The 23,717-nt window shown below is 46.7% G+C and carries 22 protein-coding genes; 21 read left to right on the forward strand and 1 reads right to left on the reverse strand.

What is annotated here, in order from left to right; genetic code table 11:
- The first annotated feature begins 117 nt into the window (after positions 1-117).
- From LG211_RS15555 to LG211_RS15615, 13 genes are all read left to right on the forward strand, one after another.
- The gene (locus LG211_RS15555) at positions 118-1,554 is read left to right on the forward strand and encodes an aldehyde dehydrogenase family protein (protein ID WP_269477938.1); all 1,437 of its coding nucleotides are present in this window, start codon (positions 118-120) and stop codon (positions 1,552-1,554) included.
- Positions 1,555-1,595: 41 nt separating this feature from the next.
- Complete coding sequence (locus LG211_RS15560) at positions 1,596-2,807, forward strand: iron-containing alcohol dehydrogenase (RefSeq protein ID WP_253020698.1); 1,212 nt, start codon at positions 1,596-1,598, stop codon at positions 2,805-2,807.
- Positions 2,808-2,830: 23 nt separating this feature from the next.
- Positions 2,831-3,607, forward strand: a complete 777-nt coding sequence (locus tag LG211_RS15565; RefSeq protein WP_269477939.1) for an SDR family NAD(P)-dependent oxidoreductase — start codon at positions 2,831-2,833, stop codon at positions 3,605-3,607.
- A gap of 30 nt (positions 3,608-3,637) precedes the next feature.
- A complete protein-coding gene (locus LG211_RS15570) occupies positions 3,638-3,874 on the forward strand; it encodes a hypothetical protein (protein WP_148398195.1) in 237 nt (78 codons plus the stop codon).
- A gap of 27 nt (positions 3,875-3,901) precedes the next feature.
- Complete coding sequence (locus LG211_RS15575; protein WP_269477940.1) at positions 3,902-5,530, forward strand: sodium:solute symporter family protein; 1,629 nt, start codon at positions 3,902-3,904, stop codon at positions 5,528-5,530.
- Between the two features lie 16 nt (positions 5,531-5,546).
- Entirely contained in the window at positions 5,547-5,834 is a 288-nt protein-coding gene (locus LG211_RS15580; protein WP_253020695.1) for a hypothetical protein, read from the forward strand.
- A gap of 55 nt (positions 5,835-5,889) precedes the next feature.
- Positions 5,890-6,414, forward strand: a complete 525-nt coding sequence (locus LG211_RS15585; RefSeq protein WP_253020694.1) for a hypothetical protein — start codon at positions 5,890-5,892, stop codon at positions 6,412-6,414.
- A gap of 19 nt (positions 6,415-6,433) precedes the next feature.
- Complete coding sequence (locus LG211_RS15590) at positions 6,434-6,844, forward strand: hypothetical protein (RefSeq protein ID WP_269477941.1); 411 nt, start codon at positions 6,434-6,436, stop codon at positions 6,842-6,844.
- Between the two features lie 13 nt (positions 6,845-6,857).
- Positions 6,858-8,093: a nickel pincer cofactor-dependent isomerase, group 22 gene (locus LG211_RS15595; RefSeq protein ID WP_269477942.1), complete on the forward strand. Its 1,236-nt coding sequence runs from the start codon at positions 6,858-6,860 to the stop codon at positions 8,091-8,093.
- Between the two features lie 3 nt (positions 8,094-8,096).
- Positions 8,097-9,086, forward strand: a complete 990-nt coding sequence (locus LG211_RS15600; protein WP_269477943.1) for a zinc-binding dehydrogenase — start codon at positions 8,097-8,099, stop codon at positions 9,084-9,086.
- A gap of 7 nt (positions 9,087-9,093) precedes the next feature.
- Positions 9,094-9,753 (forward strand): bifunctional 4-hydroxy-2-oxoglutarate aldolase/2-dehydro-3-deoxy-phosphogluconate aldolase, encoded by a 660-nt coding sequence (locus LG211_RS15605; protein ID WP_269477944.1) that lies wholly within the window; start codon positions 9,094-9,096, stop codon positions 9,751-9,753.
- A 169-nt stretch (positions 9,754-9,922) separates the two neighbouring features.
- Positions 9,923-10,750, forward strand: coding sequence for a 2-dehydro-3-deoxygalactonokinase (locus LG211_RS15610; protein ID WP_269477945.1), 828 nt, complete (start codon positions 9,923-9,925; stop codon positions 10,748-10,750).
- Positions 10,747-11,700 (forward strand): phosphoglycerate dehydrogenase, encoded by a 954-nt coding sequence (locus tag LG211_RS15615; protein ID WP_269477946.1) that lies wholly within the window; start codon positions 10,747-10,749, stop codon positions 11,698-11,700. The genes LG211_RS15610 and LG211_RS15615 overlap by 4 nt, the downstream gene beginning before the upstream one ends.
- A gap of 253 nt (positions 11,701-11,953) precedes the next feature.
- Here LG211_RS15615 and LG211_RS15620 read toward each other — a convergent pair whose 3' ends face one another.
- Positions 11,954-13,456: a UxaA family hydrolase gene (locus LG211_RS15620; protein WP_269477947.1), complete on the reverse strand. Its 1,503-nt coding sequence runs from the start codon at positions 13,454-13,456 to the stop codon at positions 11,954-11,956.
- A gap of 311 nt (positions 13,457-13,767) precedes the next feature.
- On the opposite strand from LG211_RS15620, the gene LG211_RS15625 reads away from it, so the two are divergent.
- The 8 genes from LG211_RS15625 (at position 13,768) to LG211_RS15660 (ending at position 23,369) form a co-directional block, all read left to right on the forward strand.
- Complete coding sequence (locus LG211_RS15625; RefSeq protein ID WP_269477948.1) at positions 13,768-14,865, forward strand: glycerol dehydrogenase; 1,098 nt, start codon at positions 13,768-13,770, stop codon at positions 14,863-14,865.
- A gap of 18 nt (positions 14,866-14,883) precedes the next feature.
- Positions 14,884-15,876 (forward strand): C-terminal binding protein, encoded by a 993-nt coding sequence (locus LG211_RS15630; RefSeq protein ID WP_269477949.1) that lies wholly within the window; start codon positions 14,884-14,886, stop codon positions 15,874-15,876.
- A gap of 37 nt (positions 15,877-15,913) precedes the next feature.
- Positions 15,914-17,650, forward strand: coding sequence for a sigma-54 interaction domain-containing protein (locus LG211_RS15635; protein ID WP_269477950.1), 1,737 nt, complete (start codon positions 15,914-15,916; stop codon positions 17,648-17,650).
- A gap of 328 nt (positions 17,651-17,978) precedes the next feature.
- A complete protein-coding gene (locus LG211_RS15640) occupies positions 17,979-18,992 on the forward strand; it encodes a TRAP transporter substrate-binding protein (RefSeq protein WP_269477951.1) in 1,014 nt (337 codons plus the stop codon).
- A 405-nt stretch (positions 18,993-19,397) separates the two neighbouring features.
- A complete protein-coding gene (locus LG211_RS15645) occupies positions 19,398-19,949 on the forward strand; it encodes a TRAP transporter small permease (protein WP_269477952.1) in 552 nt (183 codons plus the stop codon).
- Entirely contained in the window at positions 19,946-21,244 is a 1,299-nt protein-coding gene (locus tag LG211_RS15650) for a TRAP transporter large permease (protein ID WP_269477953.1), read from the forward strand. Before LG211_RS15645 ends, LG211_RS15650 begins: the two co-directional genes overlap by 4 nt.
- Positions 21,245-21,528: 284 nt before the next feature.
- Positions 21,529-22,071, forward strand: a complete 543-nt coding sequence (locus tag LG211_RS15655; RefSeq protein WP_269477954.1) for a TRAP transporter small permease — start codon at positions 21,529-21,531, stop codon at positions 22,069-22,071.
- A complete protein-coding gene (locus LG211_RS15660; RefSeq protein ID WP_269477955.1) occupies positions 22,071-23,369 on the forward strand; it encodes a TRAP transporter large permease in 1,299 nt (432 codons plus the stop codon). Before LG211_RS15655 ends, LG211_RS15660 begins: the two co-directional genes overlap by 1 nt.
- Positions 23,370-23,717 lie beyond the last annotated feature (348 nt).

Raw genomic sequence — 23,717 nt, forward strand, 5'->3', positions numbered from 1 at the left:
ATTTTAAGAGCTTGAATTTTCAAGCTCTTTTTTATTATAAAAATCAATTCTGAATATTTTGGCATAGCCCTTGCGTTTGTATATGGATACAAAACAAGAATAAGGAGGAATTGATTTATGCAAATGATTATCGGAGGGAACTATGTAGACGCTTCTGACAAAGCGGTCAAAGACGTGTTGGATCCGGGCACGATGAATGTCATCGAAACCATTCCAATGGCAACCGAGGAAGATGTAAAAAAGGCGGTAGCGGCGGCAAAAGAGGGACAAAAACTTTGGGAGAAAATTCCTCTGCACACGAGAATTGATACCCTGAGAAAGTTCCATGATTTGTTCATCGGCGAAAAAGATGCCTTTGTACAGCTGGCAGCGAAAGAAATGGGCAAAACCGTCGCCCATGCTGAGGCGGAAGTCCTCAATGCCGCCAGTCTCATCGAACATTTCTGCGATGCGGCGAGAACGTTAAAAGGCGAATCCTATCCGGCGGGAGACCACTACTCCAATGAGGCGGATATGATGATCACCGTAAGAGAGCCCCACGGGGTGGTAGCATGTATCCTGCCGTTCAACTTCCCCTTTGAGCTGTTCTGCCACAAGGTTGTACCGGCTCTTTTGATGGGAAATGCAGTTGTCATTAAACCGGCGACGGAGACACCGCTTTGCAACCTGAAGATGGCGGGCCTGCTGCTGGATGCGGGCGTTGAGCCAAAAGCCGTAAACTTTATTACAGGAAGCGGCGGCAAAGTGGGTACCTGGATTACTACCAGCAAAGATGTGGATGCGGTTACCTTTACCGGCAGTACGGCCGTCGGTACTCAAATCGCAAAGAATTGTGCCGAAAACCTGACCAGAGTATCTCTGGAACTGGGCGGCAACGACGCGCTGATCGTTTTAGAGGACGCGGATATGGACTATGCGGTAGCAGAAGTGGTGGGAGGAAGAGCCTACTGCTCGGGGCAGGTGTGCTGCGCAAGCAAACGAATTCTAGTACAGAACTCCATCAAAGCTCCGTTTACAGAAAAACTGATCGAAGCGCTGAAAAAGGAAAAGCCGGGAAATCAGTTCGACCCGGAAAGCACCTATGGACCCCAGGTCAGCGAACAGGCGGCCATTGAAGTAGAAGGATATATCAACGAAACCATCAAACAGGGCGGCAAACTGCTGCTTGGGGGCAAACGGTTTGACCGGACCTTTATCGAACCGACCGTCATTGAAGTAACGAAGAATCTGGATGTCGCGCTGGATATGGAAATTTTCGGACCAGTTTGGCCGATCATCGGCTTTGACACGGTGGAAGAAGCCTGCGAAATCTCCAACGCTTCCATGTACGGCCTGTCCGGCGGTGTCATCACCAACGACATCAATAAGGGTATGCATATAGCAAAGACCATGGAAGCCGGATGCTGTGTCGTAAACGGCGGCGGATGCTACCGGGCTCCGGGACAGCCTTTCGGCGGATACAAGATGAGCGGCATCGGCGCGGAAGGCGGGACCTATACCCTGGAAGAGATGAGTCAGGTAAAATCAATTGTACTCAGAAACGCTTATAAATAATGGCGTTCTCAAAATAAAGAGTAAAGAAACGGAGGAGAAGTATGTTTAGACAAGTTGCACAACTGCCGCTGGATTATGACCTGTTCAAAGGGCACGATTCCATTTTTAACTGGAGTCCGGCCGGTTCCATCATCTTTGGAAACGGAGCAGTTAAAAAGGTGGGAAGCGAAGTAAAGCGCCTAGGCGGTAAAAAAGTCGTCGTTTGCACGGACGAAGGACTGGTGAAGTTCGGAGTGGCCCAGAAGGTCATCGACTCCCTCAGTGATGCGGGAATCCAGTATTCCATCTTCGACAAATGTGAGGCCAACCCGTCTGTGGAAACAGTGGAAAAAGTCACGGCGCTTGCAAAAGAGGCGGATATGCTCATCGGTTTGGGCGGCGGAAGCTCCATCGACCCGGCCAAAGCCGCGGCGGTCATGGTTACCAATGGAGGAAATATCCGCGACTACGAGGGCTGCGATCTGTTCCCCAATGCGCCGCTGCCAGTAATAGCCATTCCGACAGCAGCAGGCACAGGAGCGGAAGTTACCTGCTTTGCTGTGGTAACGGACGTGGAAAAAGAATGGAAAATGGCCATTGGAGGCTCCTATAATATCGCATCTCTGGCCATCTGCGATCCGGAACTGACGGCCTCCCTGCCGCCGCTGTTTACAGCCGCAACCGGCATGGATGCTCTGACCCATGCGATCGAAGGCTTTATTTCCAGAGCCAGCGATCCCATTTCAGACGCTATTCTGGCAAAGGCTATCAAGCTGATCGCAGGCTCTTTGCAGAGAGCCACCTTTAAGGGTGAATTCGATAAGGATGCTCGCTACGACATGATGATGGGAAGCACCATGGCCGGAATGGGCTTTATCAACACCATTTTGGGAATTGCCCACTCCATGGCCCATCCTCTGGGAGCCATGTTCGGCGTACCTCACGGTGTGGGCAACGCCATCTGTCTGCCGGTAACGATGGAATTTAATCTTTATTCCAACCCGGATAAGATCGCCGAAATCGCAGGACTCTTTGGCAAGGATACATCGGGCATGGATACCATCCAGGCTGCCAAGCTGGCGGTTGATACGGTCTATGAGCTTTTAGACTCCCTTCCAATTCCGCCCCTTTCCGATTGGAACGTTACCCCGGATGATATCGAAAAATTATCCGAGGAAGCTATGAAGGGCGGAGACCGGTCCACCAATCCAAGGGAGACTACAGTAGAAGATTTTGAAAAGTTGTACCAAAAGGCGCTTACGCTGAAAAAGTAGCTGCTATATGAGAGGAGAAGGAGATGGCTTATAAGAAAATAAGCTTTGATCTGACGGGAAAAGTGGCTGTTGTTCTCGGAGGAACCCGTGGAATCGGCAGGGGAATTGCACTGACCCTTGCCGACCATGGTGCGGCCGTAGTACCTGCCAGCAGAAACAAAGACAATGCAAAAAAAGTAGTGGAAGAAATCGAAGGTATGGGAAGAGAAAGCCTGCATACATCTGTGGATTCCACAAAGGAAAAGGACCTGATCCGTCTGAGAGACGAAGTGATCCAAAAGTTCGGAAGAATCGATATCCTGGTCAACTCCCAGGGGGTGGAACAGAGAGGCTATATCAAAGATTATAAATTTGAAGACTGGCGAAAAGTCATGTCGGTCAACGCTGACTCTGTATTTCTGGCGACAAAGATTTTCGGAAACGAAATGATCAAAAACAAAAAAGGCAAGATCATCAATGTAGCGTCCATGGCGTCCTTCCTGGGCTTGGTGGCTGCGCCGGCTTACACGGCCAGCAAGGGAGCGGTCATTCAGTTTACCAAGGCAGCGGCGCTGGAATACGCGCCGTACAACATTCAGGTGAACGGAATCGCGCCGGGCTGGTTCAAGACAGAACTGACCCAGCCGGTACAGGATGATAAAGAACTCTTTGAAACCATTAAAAACAAAATCCCTATGGGCGAGTGGGGAGACGTGGAAGAGCTGGGCGCCTGCGCGGTCTATTTGGCATCGGATGCAGGGAACTATGTGACAGGAGTCACCATTCCAGTGGACGGCGGTTTCTTATATAACGGAGCGTAAAAATAGGTAAAAAAGTTAAGGAGGAGAAATATGACACCTATATATGAGCAAATAGGACCTTGGCTTGTGGAATATGCCATGCATATTCCACTCGCAATTATTGGATTTATTATTTTATGGAAAGCCGGTGACTTTTCGGCAAAAAAGCCGGGCGGTAAAGTTGTTTTGGCGATTGTTATTTGGATCTGTCTGGTATTCCCAATCGGTGAAGCTATCTGGCATTTTGTGTTCCCGCAGATGTTCCCGCTTCATGAGACAATACTTTAGGCTAATCTAGGAAGGAGTGATGAAAAAGTGGAAACAAAAGTATTTACCTTGCATCAGATCGATTGGGTTATTATCGCGCTTTATATTATAGTCGTTATCGGAATTGGTTTGTTCTTTGGCAGAAGAGTAAAAAACCAGGGAGAATTCTTTGTAGCAAGCAAAAAATTACCGTGGTGGATCTGCTCTCTGGCATTTATGACCGTATTAATCAGCGCTCAGGACATCGTATCTTATTCCCAGACCGGATACGACGCCGGATTCGCCGCATTCCAGATGTATTTGGATGACTGTGGATGGGCGGTATTATTTCTGGCCGTCGGAGTCCCTATTTATTTCTTATCCGGTATTTATTCCGTACCGGAATACATGGAACGGCGATTCGATAAAAAGACAAGGGTCGTCAGCTCCATTGCAATGCTCATTTTCATGCTGGCGCTAATGTCCTTTAATGCTTATGCAGTAGGCGTTATGCTCAACACGATGTTCGGGCTGGATGTGTTCATCGGAATGATGGCTATTTCAATTATTACAGCTATTTATACTACGGCAGGGGGCATCATGGCGGTTATGATTACCGACACCCTGCAGGCGGTGCTGATTTTCGTAGGAGGAGGATTCATCGTATTCAGCGGAGTCAAGATGGCCGGCGGCTTTACGGAGATGATGACCAACCTGCCAACAGGCCATCGAAGCCTGTTTACGCCGCTGCTGGATCCCAATTATCCTCAGCTGGGCATGTTTTTCGGCGGCGCTTTTGCCATTACGGCTGCCTGGTACTTCGCCCACCAGGGCAATATTCAAAAGATCCTCGCTGCCAGAACCCTCAATCAGGCCAGACTGGTTACAGGTGTATTTATGGGAATCCTGATGCCCATCGGCGTGCTCTTTACAGGAATGCCTGGAATTATTTTAAGATCCCTTGCTGAACAGGGCGTTGTTGCGGCTCCTGCCGACACCAGCGCATCTTTCCTGGTACTGGTGGGACTCATCGCCCAGCCCGGCGTATTGGGTGTTATTGTGGCCTTCCTGCTGTCGGCGATGATGTCGACGGGAAGCACCTATATTAACTCAGGAGTAACAATCTTTGTAAACGATATTTATATGCAGATTTGGGATAAAAAGTCGGATAAACATTATCTGCTGGTATCCAGAATTTCGTCGGTGATCGTTGCGGTCGTAGTGCCCTTTGTCTTTGCAAAATACTTTATGCAGTTCGATTCCCTGATGACCGCGCTCTACAGCGTGACATCTGCGGTAATGCCGGGCATGGTAATAGCGGCTATTTTAGGTATTGTGACCAAGAAGATCCATTCCAACACAGCTACACTGGTGATTTTAGCCAGTATCGTAGGCGTTATGCTGGCCATCTTTATCCCGGATGTATTCCTCAAACCTCTCTGCTTTGGTACATACGGTACCCCAGGATGCAGCTGGTACAATTCGCTGGCGGGAACCGTCTGGGCTCTGGCAGCGCTGGTAATCGGCCAGCTGATCTGGCACAAACAGGAAAAGTCGGACGAGGAATACTACGGCATGGTTTACTTCGCCCAGCCGTCCTCCAAATTGGAAGAAATTTATTGGGCTTCCATAGCTAAGGGCGGAAAAGGCTATATTGACCTTTCAACGGAAGAAATTAAAGAAATCGTTGAGAAATAAAGGAAAGGAGTAAACGATGGCAATTAAGAAAATTTCTTTAAAAATAAAAAAACATGAGGAGCCGGACGCGATCGTGGGTGCCTGGCTGACACAAAAGGATTTGAAGGAGATCGAGGCATCCGTCGGAGAATTTATATATGCCTCCATCGGCTGGAGCGGTTCCAAATCGTGCAGAGCGAAAATCTTGGGAATCCTCCCGGAATCAGAGGCCGGAACCGTCGGTCTGACGGAGGACCGCATTTATGAAGGTAATTTTAAAGAGGGAGAAACCTGCCGCGTATGGAAACATACCATTTGGTTTTAATCTAATAAGCAGCAAGGCGTGCCAAAAGGCGCGTCTTGCGTAAAAGAGGTGCGCTATGAGACAAATTCTGGCAACAGAGCTGGTAAAAGATAAGGCCAATGCAGAAAAAGAATTGTCCCAGATCATTAAAGGCATGATTGTGACCAGGTTTTTGAAAAGAACGTATGACATTGAACAACGGCTGCTTCTTTATGTGCCGTTCGCAGTGATGGAGTTTCATATTGCCAATGTGGGAAAGACAAAAAAAGCCAAGCGCATGCAGGATGTGTATATCAGTATGGAGTTGGGCACAGGCAGAATGAAGTCTTTTACGGATTTAGCTGACTTCGGGCCCAGGGAAATTCTGCTGGAGGACGAGTATGTCGCTTATCAAGAACCCAATATTGAAAACATTACGGAGACAGCCAGGAAAGAGCTTTTGTTCAAAATTCTTCCCAAGAACTTGAAATCCTGGAGGGAATACGATATCGAACTGAAAGACTGCCGGATTATCTACCGGCCTCTGTGGCTCATGCGATATCGGGTGTTCGGAAAGAAAATGAGGGTTTATAAGACCTATGGGGATCATTTTAATTTGTAGAATCCAGTGAGGTAAACGTATGAATAAACTGCAAACTATTATACTAACCATTGTTTTGGCCGTGTCGCTTTTGCTGATCGTGTGCATGAAGAAGGCAGGACTCTATTTGGGACTTGCGGCAATACTGCCTTACTTGTTTGTTTTTCTCAGTGTATGGCTGTTGCTTTCGGTCAATATGCTGAGAAAAGCAATGAACCATTTAGCCGATTCGCCCACCGATAAACGGGCGGAAATTTTTGCAGCAATGCTGCGCAAGACCTTTGCTGTGGAAGTGTTTATAAAACGAGAAGAGCTGACTGCGGCTTATGAAAGGGCGATCCAGCTGCCTCAGGTTAGCTATGAGACAAAAAAGAACCTATATGATGCTTTTGACCGCAAGCAGATTTTTGTGCCCTATCCCTCCTACACTGGGAAAAAAAGAAAGAACTAAGAGACGAGGTGAAATGATGTCCATATTACCAAAAAGTGCATATGAGATCAAACTTCCTAAAATGCATCCCGTCACCCAGCTGTTTCCAAATCAGAAGCTGGAGGATCTTACGGCTTGGGTAAACAGGGAGTTTCAAAAAGATGAGATACGAGCAGCAATCCGGCCGGGGCAGTGCATTGCCCTCCTGGTAGGAAGCCGGGGAATATCCAATTTAGCCGAAATTGTTAAGACAACCATCGATAACCTGATTCTGCTGGGGGCGGAGCCTTTCATCATACCGGCTATGGGCAGCCACGGAGGAGGGATCGCCGAAGAACAGAAAAAAATTCTCGAAGGATATGGGATCGATGAAAGAACGATGAACGTTCCTGTCATCGCTTCAATGGAGACGGAAATAATCGGCAGGACTCCGGGGGGAGTTCCCGTACATATAGATCGCAGAGCTTTCGAGGCCGACGGTGTTGTGCCTGTGGGAAGAGTGAAGGTCCATACGGATTTTGACGGACCCATTGAGAGCGGACTTTGCAAAATGCTGGCCATAGGCGGCGGCAAACATAATGGATGTTCCAGATTGCACCAAGAAGGATTCGATCAATTTCCTGAGCTAATCCCCCAAACAGCAGCAGTCATGCTGGAAAAATTAAAGATTCCTTTCGGCGTAGCCATTATTGAAAATGGCCACGAAGAAACCTATCTAGTTGAAGCAGTGCCGGGAGATGACATACTCAAGCGTGAGCCTCAGCTGCTATCGATCAGTAAAAGTTTGATGCCCAGGCTGCAATTTGATGAAATTGATGTGCTAGTGGTTGAACAAATCGGCAAAGATATCACCGGCGCCGGGATGGATCCCAATATTACAGGCCGCAGATCGGTGGGTAAAATCGAAAATTTTGACGGCCCCCGGATTAAACGAATTTTGGTTCTAGGGTTATCGGAGGGGACCCATAACAATGCCACTGGCTGCGGTGTCGCCGACTTTATAACCAAAGACGCTCAGGGGATGGTAGAACTTTCCTCAACCTATACCAACTGTATTGCTTCGGGAAATCCAGAAGCAGGGCGAATGCCCATTATTGTAAAAGATGAAGAAGAAGGGCTGCGGGCAGCGATTCAGACCTGCAGCGGCATTGATGTCAATCATGCCAGGGTAGTAAAGATTCAGGATACCCTGCATTTGGTAAAGATACAGGTATCGGAAAATATGCTGCCTCTATGTGCAGATCAGGATAAATTTAGAATAGGATGGTGAGCCATGAAAGCAATCGTACTTACAAAGACCGGGGATTTAAAAAATCTCCTATATACAGAGAAACGGGAAATTCCCCAGCCGACAGCTCAAGAAATCAGAGTTCGTGTTATAGCTGCCGGGCTTAACCCGGTCGATTATAAACTAGCGGAGGGGTGGGGCGATGTTCAATGGAAGCAGCCTCCCGTTCTAGGGCTTGACGTTGCGGGTATTGTAGATGCAGTGGGGAGCCAGGCGGCAGGATTTAAGGAGGGAGATCGAGTTTTTTACCATGGAAGTCTGGCCGAATGCAACGGCGGTTTTGCCGAGTATGCCTGTACTACGGCTCATACGGCAAGCAAACTGCCAGAGGAAGTTGATTTCACATCGGCAGCTGCATTGCCCTGCTCTGGATACACGGCATATCAGGCGGTTGTGGAAAAGCTTAAATTGGATCAAAGCAAAACCATATTAATACACGGAGGCGCCGGGGGTGTGGGAGGCTATGGAATTCAGCTGGCAAAACATCTGGGGGCTAAAGTCTTTACCACTTGTTCCCCGAAGAATGACCAATACGTGAAAGGACTGGGCGCTGATGAAATTATTCATTATCAAACAGAAGATATACGAAAACGAATTGAAGAACTGACCCATGGACGGGGCGTGGACTATGTTGTAAATACAGTTGATAGCCAAACGGCTACAAAAGACATTGATTTGCTGGCATTCAGCGGTGAATTAGTTGCCGTGGTAGAGCACCCGGATTTTACCAGACTGCGCTTTTATGAAAAGGGGCTGTCTATTCATGAGGTGGCCTTGGGAGGAGCGCATCTTAACGGCGATGATCGAGCTCAACGAAAACTGGCGGAAATTGGAGATCGCTATGCCCAGATGCTGTTGGAGTCCCAAATTAAATTGCCAGCTGTCCAAACAATCGGAATGCAGGATATTCCCGAGGGACTAAGGCAGTTGAAGGATCGCCATGTGGCTGGCAAGATTGTTGCGGTAATGAGGTGAACAAACTATGAAAGAACAAATATTACAGGAGCTCAAAAACAGCAGGATTATCGCGATTGTTAGAGGAATTTCCTCCCATCAAATTACGGATCTGGCACAAGCGCTGTATCAGGGTGGGATTACCTGCATAGAGGTAACGTTCGATCAAGCGGCAGCTGATCTGAAAGATAATCTGGCCGCCATAGAACGAATCCGAACCCAATTTGATGGAAAACTCTTTGTTGGAGCGGGAACTGTCATGTCAGGAAACCAGGTGGAGCTGGCAGTAAAAGCCGGGGCGGAATATATCATTTCTCCCAATGTGGATGCGGACGTAATCCGAAGAACGAAAAAAATGGATAAACTTTCAATTCCAGGGGCCATGACGCCTACAGAAGTAGCCGCAGCCTCTTTCTGGGGAGCTGATTTGGTTAAGGTTTTTCCGGCGGGAATCTTAGGTCCGGATTATATAACGGCCCTGAGAGGACCGCTCAAGCAGATTCCGCTGCTTGCTGTGGGCGGGATCAGCCCGGAAAACTGTGCCTCCTTTATTCGTGCCGGCGCATTAGGGGTGGGCTGCGGCGGAAAACTGGCCAGTCCCGCCCTTGTGGAGGAAAAACAATTTAATGTTATTACCAGGATTGCCGGGAAATATACAGCGGCACTTACAGATTGCCAGACGGGTTAAGCTTATGGAAAGTAGAAAAAAATCTTTCACCGTGTATTTTGACTCAGGGACATCCAATACGAGAATCTATCTTTTAGATTCTCACTGCCAGCTCCTTTACTGGCGAAAAAAATCCATTGGATAAAAAGATTCGGCCATATCCGGCAGCAGCCTGGCTTTGCGAAGGGCGATGAAAGATCTATATGATGAACTGCTGGATTCCTGCAGGCTTACTGATGGGGACGTAGACCAGATCTATGCATCGGGGATGGTTACCTCTCCCTACGGGTTGAAAGAGGTTCCCCATTGCCAAGTGCCGATTGATGTAAAAACCTTTTCCCGGGACCTTTACCCTTACTGGGAAGAGCAGTATTTTAACCGGGAAATCATTCTCGTACCCGGATTGAGGACCGAAAGCTTTGACTTCACGTTTGTCAATAACATGCGAGGTGAAGAAATCCAGATCATCGGCGCTCTGGAAGAACTAAAAGGACTTTCAGGCGGTTCGGCGATCATCTTGCCCGGATCCCACACCCATGTAGCTTATGTAAAGCAAAACATGATAAAAGGAATCCTTTCTAATTTTACGGGAGAGCTCTTCCATGCCCTTAAAGAAGAGACTATTTTATCGCCGATTCTTGCGGAAGAAACCCGGTTGGTTGAAGAAATGGTTAAAAAAGGGTACACCTGTTTGAAGAACTTTGGCTTTAATCGCGCGATCTATATCGCTCATGCCATGCGCATATTCAATCAGGGTACTCCGGAAGAGCGGTTTTCCTTTGCCGAAGGCGTCATAAACGGAGGAATACGCCAATCGATCGAATACTATTGCGCCAATGTTTGGCCGGACTGTAAAAACATAATTTTAATTGGAAACGCGTTTATGCATCAGCTTTACGACTGCCTCTTCGCGGAAAGCAGCCTTGTTTCCAAAATACATTGGCTTTGTGAACAGGACCAAAGGCCGTTCTCTGTTAAGGGCCTTGAAAAAATTATTGAATCGAGGAGAAGCGCATGAAAAAGAAACTTTTGATTACCTCCAGATCCTTCGGGCAGGTCAGCGAAGAGCCCTTGCAGATTTTGAAGAAATCCGGTTATGAGGTGAATTTTTACAATCAAAATTTTTGTTTGCAGGAATTTAAAAACCGAGTCTGCGACTGCCAGGTTCTTGTAATCGGCGGACATGATTTCCCCGCTTCAGTGCTGAATATGTGTACAAACTTGGAACTGATCCTAAAGCATGGGACCGGACTGGATAACATACCCATAGAAGAAGCGAAAGCAGCCGGAATAAAAGTGTGCAATGTGCCGGGGACCAATGCTGATGCTGTAGCGGATTTGACAATGGGTCTGATCCTGGACTTGTCGAGAAAGATTTCTTATGCGGATCGTATGGTTCGCAGAGGGGCGTGGAAAACCGTTACCGGATGTGATGTGTTTTCCAAAACTCTGGGTCTCTTAGGCTTCGGCGCTATTGCCAGAAAGGTGGCCGACCGGGCGAGGGGATTTTCCATGAAGATTCTGGCCTATGACCCCTACCTGGAACAACTTCCCGACAAGTATAATGGATTTGTAACCCTGACTGATCGGGAACAGGTTCTGACAGAAAGCCAGATTCTTTCCGCTCATCTTCCTTTAACGAAAGAGACGTATCACCTCCTTTCAGCAGAAGCCATGAGCAAGATGCAAAAGGGAGCCTTTATCATCAATACCTCCAGAGGCGGTATCGTGGATGAACAGGCCCTGGCAGCGGCCCTATCCACGAAAAAATTGGCGGGAGCAGCGCTGGATGTGCTGGAAGAAGAACCTCTGAGAACGGATAACCCGCTCGCCGGGCGGGATCATGTGCTGATAACGCCCCATATAGGAATGTATTCACAAGAAGCAATCGGCGCGGTAAGTGTCATATGCGCACAGAATGCGGCGGCGCATATCAAGGGAGAACCTTTACAATTCCGTGTCGTCTAAACTTAGAACATAGATAGGGCAGCAGTTTGCCTCAACCACATGTATATTGACCTTTTGTCCGGCGCCGGCCGCTGCCCCCCGCGCCGCTATAACAAGCATTCTATGGACTCGCAAGAGTTCTGGAATAAATACTTTCCATGATTTACACTAGAAAAAACACTTGCCGATCGGGTTCGACAGGTGTTTTTTCCTGCATGGTTTGTTATCGATTTAATCGGAACCCTTTCATGCTCCAGAATAGAGGCCTGACCCTTTATAACGTTACGCCGTCCCGCAAGATGCCCATTTGATAATAGCTGTTCTTTTCATTGCAGGTCCGATAGTCTCCGTTTACTGTGGACATAATCGCATCGTACAGCTCCTGGTTGAGTGCATCCACAGCCTCAGAAGTAGCTGCTGACAGGAGACGGCCGGCATCGTAGTCGATCCAGTGGGGTTTCTTTTGAGCCAGAGCTGTATTGGAAGACAGCCGGAAAGTGGGTCCAGCAAACCCACATGGAGTACCCCGTCCGGTGGTGAAAATGGTCAAAACCGCGCCGCTGGCAATTTGGCCAGTTACGCAGACAAGATCGTTGCCCGGGCCGCTGACGAGAATAAACCCGTTTTTCGTAGCCCGGTCTCCGTATTTGAGAACTTCCGTAACTGCGCAATGTCCGCCTTTTTGTGTGCACCCCAGAGACTTTTCTTCCAGCGTAGTGAGTCCGCCGGCCTTGTTTCCCTGGGTGGGATTATCGCTGGCTTTTTCTCCATATTTGGCGAAGTAGTCTTCATAGTTGTGAATCAAGTCGACGATATCGTGGAACACATCCTCGTTTATGGCGCGATTCATCAGCAGATGTTCGGCCCCCATCATTTCAGGAACCTCGGTCATATTCATCGTAGCTCCCTTTTTTACCATCGTATCGCACAGCGTTCCAAGGAGGGTGTTGGCGGTAATACCCGAATATCCGTCGGAGCCGCCGCAGTTCATAGCGATGTGCAATTTGTCAAAGGTAAGAGGCTGACGGCGGTCACTTAGGACGTTTTCCATCAGCTCGTCGATGAGCGCCATTCCGGTTTCGAACTCATCCTCACAATTTTGCAGAGAAAGAATTTTAATCCGGCTCTCATCGTAATCGCCCATATATTTTTTTAACTCCACAGGATCAGTGATTTCACAGCCCAAGCTGACGATGAGCACAGCACCGAAATTAGCGTTTTGAATCACGCCGGAAAGGATTTTGCAGGTTAATTCCAGATCATAGCCGGTCTGACTACAGCCGTAAGGGTGGGTGAGGGGAAAGATGCCGTCAAAATTATCGGTCATGGGATACTTTTCCTTTGCTATCTCGGACAGATGCTCTAAAGGTCCATTGGCACAAAAGACGGTTGGAATTACAGCAAGATAATTGCGGATTCCAGCACTGCCGTCTCTTCTCAGATAGCCCATAAATGTTTCATCAGAACTTCCAGGCATAATCGTGGTCTGGGGATCAAAGTCATAGGTGTATTCCTTTGATTTTCCCAGCCCGGTCGCTTCGTTATGCTCGTGGACCCATTCCCCTTTTTTAATAGGGCGGGAAGCGTATCCGATGATGTTATCGTACTTGCGGATGCCTTCGCCTGCGGCAAAGTCTTGTAAGGCAATCTTGTGGGCGTTTGGAATATCATCCAGAAGCACAATGGTTTCATTGTTGATCTCGACCGTATCTCCCTTTTTTAATTCTTGCGTAGCAAGTGCGACGGTATCGTTTGGGTATAATTTCATGCATTTCATAAACGTGTCCTTCCTTTCAAAACGGTTTGCTCAATTTCTTTAAGAACATAATTAAGCAAGGGCTATGCCAAAAGACAGTAGTTGGCATAGAATTTGCTTTTTATATAACCGAGAAACAGCGTTCTGATTATGATAGAACAGGGTTTCGATGTAAATGTACAGCGCCGGACCTGCTTCATACCTGCAGGCGCCGGCGCGATTCTCCCTCAAAAACATTGGGAAAAAATAAGTGCTTGATGCACAAATAGGTGATGCGGCTATGGAGCTTGATGCGATGCTGCATCAAAAGCAAAGAAGGAAAGGGATGTAACATGGCGAAAAGTTTAACAGCCCCTGCAAGATATTATCAGGGAAGCGCATTGCTATCCCAAAGCTATCGGTATGTGTCCCATTTAGGCAGGCGTTTTGCAATCATAGCCGACCATTTGGTCAAAGACCTTGTGGAAGAACGAATTGAAGAAGGATTCCGAGACGCGGGAAGTGCATGTGTATTTCTCCACTTTAATGGGGAAACGACTTTAGGAGAAGTGGCAAGATTGACGGCACTTATCTGTGAGGAGAACTGCAGCGGTATAATCGGCGTAGGCGGCGGAAAAGCGATTGATGCGGCCAAGCTGGTTGGAGATACTTGCGGGCTTCCGGTTGTCATAGCACCTACTTCGGCCGCTACGGATGCTCCTTGCAGCAGTATGGCTGTCTTGTACAGCGAGGAAGGCGCTTTTCATAAAGTCCAGAAGCTTAAAAGCGGGCCGCAGGTGGTCCTGGTGGACACGGAAATTATTTCCAAGGCTCCGGTGCGTCTTCTGATTTCTGGAATGGGCGATGCCTTTGCTACCTATTATGAAGCAAGGGCCTGCGAAAGAGCTGGAGTTCAGAATTACACTGGAGGTGTTCGCATGCACACTTCCTTGACCCTGGCGGAACTCTGCAGGGACCTGCTGTTAAAATACGGATACCAGGCCAAACGAGATGTAGAGGCTAAGCGGGATACCCAGGCTGTGGAAAATGTGGTGGAAGCCAATATTTATCTTAGCGGCATTGGATTTGAAAACAATGGATGTGCCGCAGCTCATGCCATCCAAAATGGAATGACGGCAGCGATTAAGCCCTTTGCGGCTCTCCACGGAGAAGGCGTTGCCCTGGGCACGCTGGTTCAACTGATTATGGAATATAACGAATGCGGACGATGGAATCAATCTGAGTGGAACCAGGCGGTGACCTTTTACCGAAAAGTGGGGCTGCCCCTGTCTTTTGGCCACATCGGCATCACTGACGCGGATGATCTTTTGCTGGATAAAATCGCGAAGGCTTCTGTAACGCCGGATTCCAAAGCACATAATATGCCCTTTGAAATAACGCAGGAAAAGATATTTACCGCTCTCAGACAGTTGAGGGATATGGGATTGTAAGAAAGAGGAGAAACGATAATGAGACCGTTTAAAGTTGTGATTACAGATCGAGAATATGAACAAATCGACCAGGAAAAACGTATTTTACAAGCCGCAGGAGCTGAGGTTTTTGACTACCAGTATAAGGATGAAGCAGATATTCTCAAGGTTGCTGCAGATTGTGATGCGCTGATTGTCCAATATGCCAAGGTACCCGCATCTCTAATCAACGGGCTGAAACGATGCAAGATTATAGCCCGCTATGCAACCGGGGTAGACGGAATCGATTTAAAGGCAGCGGGAGAAAAGGGAATCTATGTCACCAACGTAAGAGACTACTGTACGGAAGAGGTATCCTCCCATGCCCTGGCCCTGCTTTTGGAGCTGAGCCAGAAAACAGCCCAATACAGCCGATGGATTAAAGAAGGCCAGTGGAACTACCGAAAAGGGCTCCCCTGCGCCGGCTTGAAAGAAAAGGTGGTGGGATTGATCGGATACGGAAAGATCGCCAAGGCCTGTGCCAGAAAACTCAAGCCTCTGTGTGATCAAATATGGGTTGACAGCAAGCATGCGTCGGCTGAAGAGCTGAAAAAAGAAGGATTTGTTCTGAAAAGCAGAGAAGCAATTGTTGCTAATGCAGATTTTATTTCCCTCCATGCGCCTCTTACCAACGAGAATTACCATATGTTCAATAAAAAGACCTTTGAAAAAATGAAGAAGGAAGCGTGTCTAATCAATGTGGCCAGGGGACCGCTGGTGTGTGAAGAAGATCTTTTCTGGGCTCTGAGGGAAGGCCAAATTGCGGGCGCGGCCCTCGATGTTATGGAAAAGGAGCCTCCAAACAGAGATAACCCTTTGCTTACTTTGGATAATGTGATTTTAACACCCCATATTGCCTGGTACTCCCAGGCAGCGCAAGAAAGACTTCAATCGGCAGTGGCAAAAGAGGTGGCGCGGGTTTTGACAGATCGTGAGCCGGAAAATTGTGTAAACTCTGAATTCTTGTCTAAAAATGCGACGGTTATGGTATAATTGGTGAGGACAATCACGCGAAAAGAGGTGTATACATATGCCGGAATCAAAGGATCAAAAGCTTTTTAAAGATATCATTACCAGCAGCCCCAATGGAATTATTGTTACGGATCAGAAAAATCGAATAAAACTCATGAATCGATCCGTAGAAGTCTTTTGGGGTATGGACAGCGAATCCGCAATTAATAAAAAACTGGAAGACGTCATTCCCGAATTTAAGATCATGGATAAGCTGGACGAACGGATCTTTAAGATTGATATTAATGATAAATATTATTATGTGCTGCCGTTTCAAATGGATGCGGACAATGGAGAAAAGGACACGGTTTATTTAATTCTGGACATTTATGAGAATAAACTGCTCCGATCCGAGCTTTCCTATCAAAAGGAGATGACCCGTGAACTGGAGGAAATTCTTGAAGGATCCTTTGATGGAATCTTGGTAACAGACGCCGATGGAAAAATTCTCTACGTCAATAGTTCTTATGAGCGGGTAGCAGAGATTAAGAAAAAGGACATGGAAGGCAAGACCATGAAGGATCTGATCAATCCGGTGTGGATGCCTAATTCTGTGGCTTATATTGTGGCAGAACAAAAACAGCCGGTGTCTAAGAGGCAGACAGTTAAATCGGGCCGCCATATTATCGTTACCGGACGTCCTGTCTTCAACAAAAAAGGGGACATTAAAAAAATTGTCATCAATGCCAGGGATATTACAGAGATTTATGAACTGACCGAAGAACTGCAGCGCTCACGGGAAATGGGAAAAATGTATCTGGAAAACTATTCAGAGCTGGCAGGGTATATGGAGAACAAAGGAAAGAACCCAATATTGGCCGCCAGCCAGGAAATGCGCAGCGTCCTTTCACTGGCAGAAAAAGTTGCTAATTTTCACGCTACCGTATTGATTCTTGGAGAGTCGGGAGTCGGTAAAGAGGAAGTGGCCAAATATATACATAATAATAGCTTACGCAGTGAAAACCCCTTTATTGTTCTAAACTGCGGAGCAATTCCGGCCAATCTGCTGGAATCAGAGTTGTTCGGCTACGAAAAAGGCGCCTTCACCGGAGCCATGCAGTCCGGCAAAGAGGGCCTGCTGGAAGCAGCCGACGGCGGCACGGTCTTTCTGGACGAAATTGGAGAAACACCCCTGGATTTTCAGGTAAAGCTGCTTCGTTTTCTGGAATCAAAGGAAGTGCGCCGCGTAGGAGCCCTGGAGGCGAAAAATATTGATGTCAGAATCATTGCTGCTACCAATCGGGATTTGGCACAGATGGTCGAGGAAGGGACCTTCCGGGAAGACCTCTATTACAGGCTTAATGTGGTTCAAATCGATGTTCCGCCTCTGCGCAAACGGGCCGACGATATCATGCCTCTGGCATCCCTGTTCCTTCACCGCTACAATGAACTTTATAATCAGGAAAAGCTGTTGACCTACGAGGTGATCAAAGAGCTGGAAAAATACCCATGGGTGGGGAATGTGCGCCAATTGAAGAATGTCATTGAAAATATGGTCATCGTCAGTAATAACGATTACTTGCAGACAGAAGATTTGCCCTGGGTTACACAGGAAATGCGCAGCCCTTCACAGAAGATGGTTGGAACTGTGCTGGAAAGCAGCGACAACCTGTCACTGAATGAAGCAACCGAGGCTTTGGAAAAGCTCATGTTCCAGAGAGCTAAGGAAACGTGCAATACTACCAGAGAGATTGCCGATAAATTGAAAGTGAATCAATCAACGGTAGTCCGAAAGCTTCAGAAGTATGGGTTGTAAAGAAAATAAGGTAAAGGGAGGCCGCATGAAAACTGATTGGCCTCTTTTGTTTTCTGAAAATTGACAATCGTCTGATGCAAATCTACAAGCCGATGCCTGTGTGCATCAAAAGTGAGGACATTGTGAAGAATAAAGAAAGGCTAGGTGAATCGAGCATTTTAATTTTGTAAAATATAGGATGGTGACTTTTCAAGGTTTTACTGATTTCAAATAAAATTATCCGGATATATTTGTTAAACTTTATACAGCTGGTACGGCTCTTGCAATATTAATAAGCAATATACATGATGGATTTGAGTGTAAATTTTTAGAAAAGGAGAAACACGAAATGAAAAAAGTAGTAGCATTGGTATTATCATTATTGATGGTATTCGCTTTCGCCGGATGCGGCGGCGGCGGTTCCGACTCCAGCGACAAAACGGTGATCCACTTTGGGTCCACAGTAGCCACGACTCACCCATGGTACAAGGCGGCGGAAGAGTTTAAAAAAGATGTTGAGGAGAAATCCGGAGGAGCGATTGAGGTTGCGCTGGACTTCGGAGGCGTACATGGTTCGGATAAAGAACATGTTGAAGCTGCAGCTTCCGGTACGCTGGATATGCAGATTGACTCAACGGTTGGTGTTGACGCGGTCGTTACAAAGCTGGGATTTGTTAACCTGCCGTATCTGATGACTTCTTTCGATGAAGTTGATAAGAACTTCTATAACGGCTGGATGAGCGAATCTTGCACAAAGCTGGTTGAAGAACAGGGCATCACTGTATTAGGATGGACAGACTGCGACTTTAGATGGATGACAAACTCCAAGCATCCGATTAAAAAAGTAGAGGATTTGAAGGGTATGAAGATGAGAGTTCCCGAAGCTCCAATGTATCTCAAATTCTTCGAAAATCTGGGAACCACCCCGACTTCCATCGCATTCAACGATCTGCCGTCCGCACTGCAGCAGAAAGTTGTAGACGGGCAGGACAACGGACCGATCCTCACCTATACAGCAGGACTGAATCAGTTCCAGAAATATATGACTGAAACCAATCACGCATTTGCTCCGGCATTGGTTGGATTTAATACCGCAAAACTGGAAAGCCTGCCTGAAGATCAGCAGAAGGTCATCAAAGAATGCGGTGCAGCGTATGCAGAAAAGGTTAAAGAATTAGTTCGTGCTGAATATGAGGCAGACGGTAAAGCAATGGCGGAAACCAGTGAAATTATTGAGGTTACTCCTGAACTGGACAAGGCTATGAGAGCCGCGGCTGAAAAAGTATGGCAGGATAAAGAAGTCACAAAGAACTTCGATCAGGACGCTGTAAACAGAATTTTGGAAGAAGCAGGCCTGAAATAAGCTTTATGCTAATTCAACATGTATAATTTGCTAGAATGTATCGACAGAAAGAAAGAAACTATCATACGGAAACCCCGTTTGGTAGTTTCTTTTTTTCGATCATATAGACGTGCCAGTTAAGGCTCTTGATCGCTTTTGTATTATAAATATTCAAAATATAGAATTATAATAAAAATGATGAAATGTTAAGTAAATTTTAAAATAAAAAAAGATCTGTTAAAAATCAACGCTTAAATTTCAACTATAAACATCTTAAACGCCTCGGACTAGTCCTAAAGTATGAGAATTAAAAACCTGATTTTTAGCACTTGACTTCCGTAGAAATGTGTATGAATATACTGCCCAAGGGATACATGCATAAGCTGGGTCCCGGAATTATTTTTTACATGAATATGGAGGTTAATCATGGAGAAGAAAAACCCAATCACTGCTATTAGTGACAGAGTTTGCTGGGTGGAAAAGCAGATTACATGGATTGCGTTTATCGTAATGCTGGGACTGCTGGTCATTCAGGTCGCCTGCAGGTACTGCTTTCATTTTCCGCTGGCCTGGTCCGAGGAGCTTGTCCGCTTTATCTATGTAGCGGTCAGCTATACCGGAGCAATCGTCGCTGTGCGGGAAAATGAACACATTTGTATCAACATCATTCCTATCATTCTGAAAAAAATTTTAAAGGATCGGCGCCGTGAGGAGCGTGTACTGAAGGTTCTCGACCTGGCGGCTGATGGGATTTGTGCGGTGTTTTGGATCTTTATCAGCTATGGGGTGTTAGGCTACATAGCAGAGGTCAAGGAAAAGGCCATGCTGTCAACGGCCAACGAATGGCCAATGTGGATCGTTTTTGTTCCCGTATTGATGTCGGGCATTCTTATTATTTTCCATTACATAATGAATGGTATTGAAACGGCTATGTCCTTTAAGAAAGACGGTGAAGCGAAAGGGGGCGAAGTATTATGATTTATTTGGGAATTTTTCTGCTAGTATTTTTAGGGCTGGCTTTAATTCGCCTGCCGATTCCATTTGCAATGGGCATCGGCTCGGTGGTGACCATGCTTTATGCAGGAGTCAATTTGGACTCGGTGCCCATGGCCGTATCCAACTCGCTCAACGTGTTCACTTGGCTGGCTATTCCGGCTTTCATTTTTGCTGGGGATTTGATGGCAGCTACTGGTATTTCCAGCGCAATCATGAATTTCGCCAAGTCCTTTATCGGCAGGCTGCGGGGAGCTGCCGGGGCAGTAACGGTTGTTACCTGCATGCTGTTTGGCGCTATCACCGGATCTTCGCTGGCAACCATCACTGGAATTGGCGGCATGATGCTGCCGGAACTGGACAAAGAGGGGTATGACCATAAATACGCAACAGCGCTGATCAGTGCCTGCGGTTTTCTGGGAATTCTGATTCCGCCCAGCATCCCCGGCATTCTCTATGCCATGATGTCGGGCCAGAATCTGATGAAGGTGTGGCTCTGTACAGTGGGACCTGGGATTATGCTGGGGCTGTCGTACATCCTAATCAATTACTTTAAGTATGGCAGAAAACAGGATAAGGTAAAAGAGCCCTTCAAAATCGGTACCTATTTTGCGGGAATCGGAAAAGCGACCTGGTCGTCCCTGCTTGCACTGCTGATGCCGGTTATCATTTTCTACGGAATCTACGGAGGCATCTTTACTGCTACAGAAGCAGGAGCAGTGGCAGTAGCCTACGGGCTGATCGTGGGATGGATCATTCTGCCCATCTTCAAGAAAAAATGGCCGGAGAAGAAATTCCGTACGCTGGTTCTGGAAGCAGGTGTAACATCGGCGACCATTGCCATGCTCAACGTATTTGCGGCCGTAGCCGGAAAGATGATTACGTTTACCAGAATTCCGGCCATGCTGACCGATGCGATGCTTTCTCTAACCGATTCCAAAATCGTTTTTTTGCTGATCTTAAATATTCTGCTGATTATCGTGGGTATGTTTATGGAAACCAACAGCAGCATTTTGCTATTGGGGCCAATTCTCATTCCAGTCGCCACATCCTTTGGCGTGGACCCGATTCACTTTGCGGGAATTATGCTGCTCAATCTGGAAATCGGAATGATCACGCCTCCCTTTGCCGCCAACCTGTTTGTCGGCTGCCGCGTGGGCAAGGTAAGTATGGATCAGGTGCTGCCTAGTATGGTGCCATTCTTTATCGCCTGCGTAATTGTGCTCCTGCTGACAACTTATGTACCCCACCTGGCTTTGTTCCTTCCCAACCTAATATAAAGTTTGATGCAGGATATCATAAAATTAAAAAGATGATGCTTTTTCGCATCATCTTTTTAATTTGAATCATTTATAACAAAAAGTGGATGGATTTTATTTTAACAGAATATGAACAAAAGGTTGTTGAAATTTCAATTGCTTTTTAAAATAGAACAAAATTTCTGAGAATGTAAGGAGCTTCATTCGACAAACTGGTACGAGTTTTGCAAAATATATAAACTGAATGATATGATGAACGATCTTATCTTTTATCTTTTGACAACAATTTATTGAGGAGGTAAATCATGGAAAAGAAAAACCCGATTACAGTCATAAGCGATAAGCTATGCTGGATTGAAAAGCAGATCACGTGGATCGCTTTTATCGTAATGCTGGCGCTGCTTGTAATACAGGTTTTCTGCAGATACGTGTTCGACCTGCCGCTGGCCTGGTCCGAAGAGCTGGTTCGATTCGTATACATCGCAGTAAGCTTTACAGGTGCGGCCGTAGCAGTAAGAGAAACAGAACATATCACAATCAATGTGGTGCCAATCATTTTCAAAAAGATTCTAAAGAGCGAGGTGAAGACAGAAAAAGCTTTAGCAATTCTGGATGTAATCGCCTTTCTGATTGGAGCTATTTTCTGGGTATACATCACATACGGCGTGTCCGGCTATGTATCTGAGGTAAAAGCAAGCGGTATGATTTCCACTGCCAATGAGTGGCCGATGTGGATTGTATTCGTTCCAATCGTTGTTTCCGGTATATTAATGGTATTCCACTACATCATGAATCTGCTTGAAACACTTATGGAATTTAAGCATATTGGAGAAGGAGGTGCCGCATAATGGCTTTCTTAGGAATATTTTTAGGTTCATTTCTTTTGCTGGCAATCATTCGTGTACCGGTACCCTTTTCGATGGGAATCGCATCGATTTTGACCATGCTTTATGCAGGAGTCAATCTGGATTCAGTGCCCATGGCCGTGTCCAACTCGCTCAACGTGTTCACTTGGCTGGCAATTCCGGCCTTCATTTTTGCCGGAGATTTGATGGCAGCTACTGGTATTTCCAGCGCAATCATGAATTTCGCCAAGTCCTTTATCGGCAGGCTGAGGGGCGCCGCCGGGGCAGTAACGGTTGTGACCTGTATGCTGTTTGGAGCCATTACCGGATCCTCCTTGGCAACCATCACTGGAATCGGCGGCATGATGCTGCCGGAACTGGACAAAGAGGGGTATGACCATAAATACGGAACCGCACTGATCAGTGCCTGCGGTTTTCTGGGAATCCTGATTCCGCCCAGCATCCCCGGAATTCTCTACGCCATGATGTCGGGCCAGAATCTGATGAAGGTATGGCTCTGTACGATTACACCAGGGCTTATGCTGGGCTTATCCTATATTTTAATTAACTATATTAAGTATGGAAGAAAAGAAGAAAAGACAAAAGAGCCCTTCAAGATTGGTACCTATTTTGCGGGAATCGGAAAAGCGACCTGGTCGTCCCTGCTTGCACTGCTGATGCCGGTTATCATTTTCTACGGAATTTACGGAGGCATCTTTACTGCTACGGAAGCGGGAGCGGTCGCAGTAGCCTACGGACTAATCGTAGGATGGATCATCCTGCCCATCTTCAAAAAGAAATGGCCGGAAAAGAAATTCCGTACACTGGTATTGGAAGCGGGCGTAACGTCGGCGACCATTGCCATGCTCAACGTATTTGCGGCCGTAGCCGGAAAAATGGTCACCTTTACTAGAATTCCGGCCATGCTGACTGATGCCATGATGTCATTGACTGACTCAAAGATTGTCTTCCTGTTACTTTTGAATATTTTGCTGATTATTATCGGTATGTTTATGGAAACCAACAGCAGTATTTTGCTATTGGGGCCGATTCTCATTCCAGTAGCCACATCCTTTGGCGTGGATCCGATTCACTTTGCAGGAATTATGCTGCTGAATCTGGAAATCGGAATGATTACACCGCCCTTTGCCGCCAACCTGTTTGTCGGCTGCCGCGTGGGCAAGGTAAGTATGGATCAGGTATTGCCGTTCATGGTGCCATTCTTTATCGCCTGTGTGATTGTGCTTTTAATTACAACCTATGTACCGCAGATAGCGCTGTTCCTTCCCAACTTAATTTAAAACGAACAAAAAGAAATGCTCCACAGATTATTTGTGGAGCATTTTTCTTGCATCATGGATTGATGCGCAAGGGCATCAATCCAAATTTTGCATCAGGCAAACCATATGATGGAACTGCAATGAAAAAGAGTACTAAGATTGCATAATCGTTGAAATTTCAACAATAAAAATTTTGCTGTATGAGTTTGAACACTTTGGCATGCTTCTTGATATATAAGTAGGCAGGTAAAGTTCTATTTACAGAAATAGAATGAAAAATTCCACACCATATAGGAGGAAGACAAATGGAATTCAGTTATTCAAGAGAACAAGAGATGGTAAAAAAGATGCTGAAGGAGTTCGCAGAGA

This window comes from Hominibacterium faecale (assembly GCF_020734085.1).
Taxonomy (GTDB): domain Bacteria; phylum Bacillota; class Clostridia; order Peptostreptococcales; family Anaerovoracaceae; genus Hominibacterium; species Hominibacterium faecale.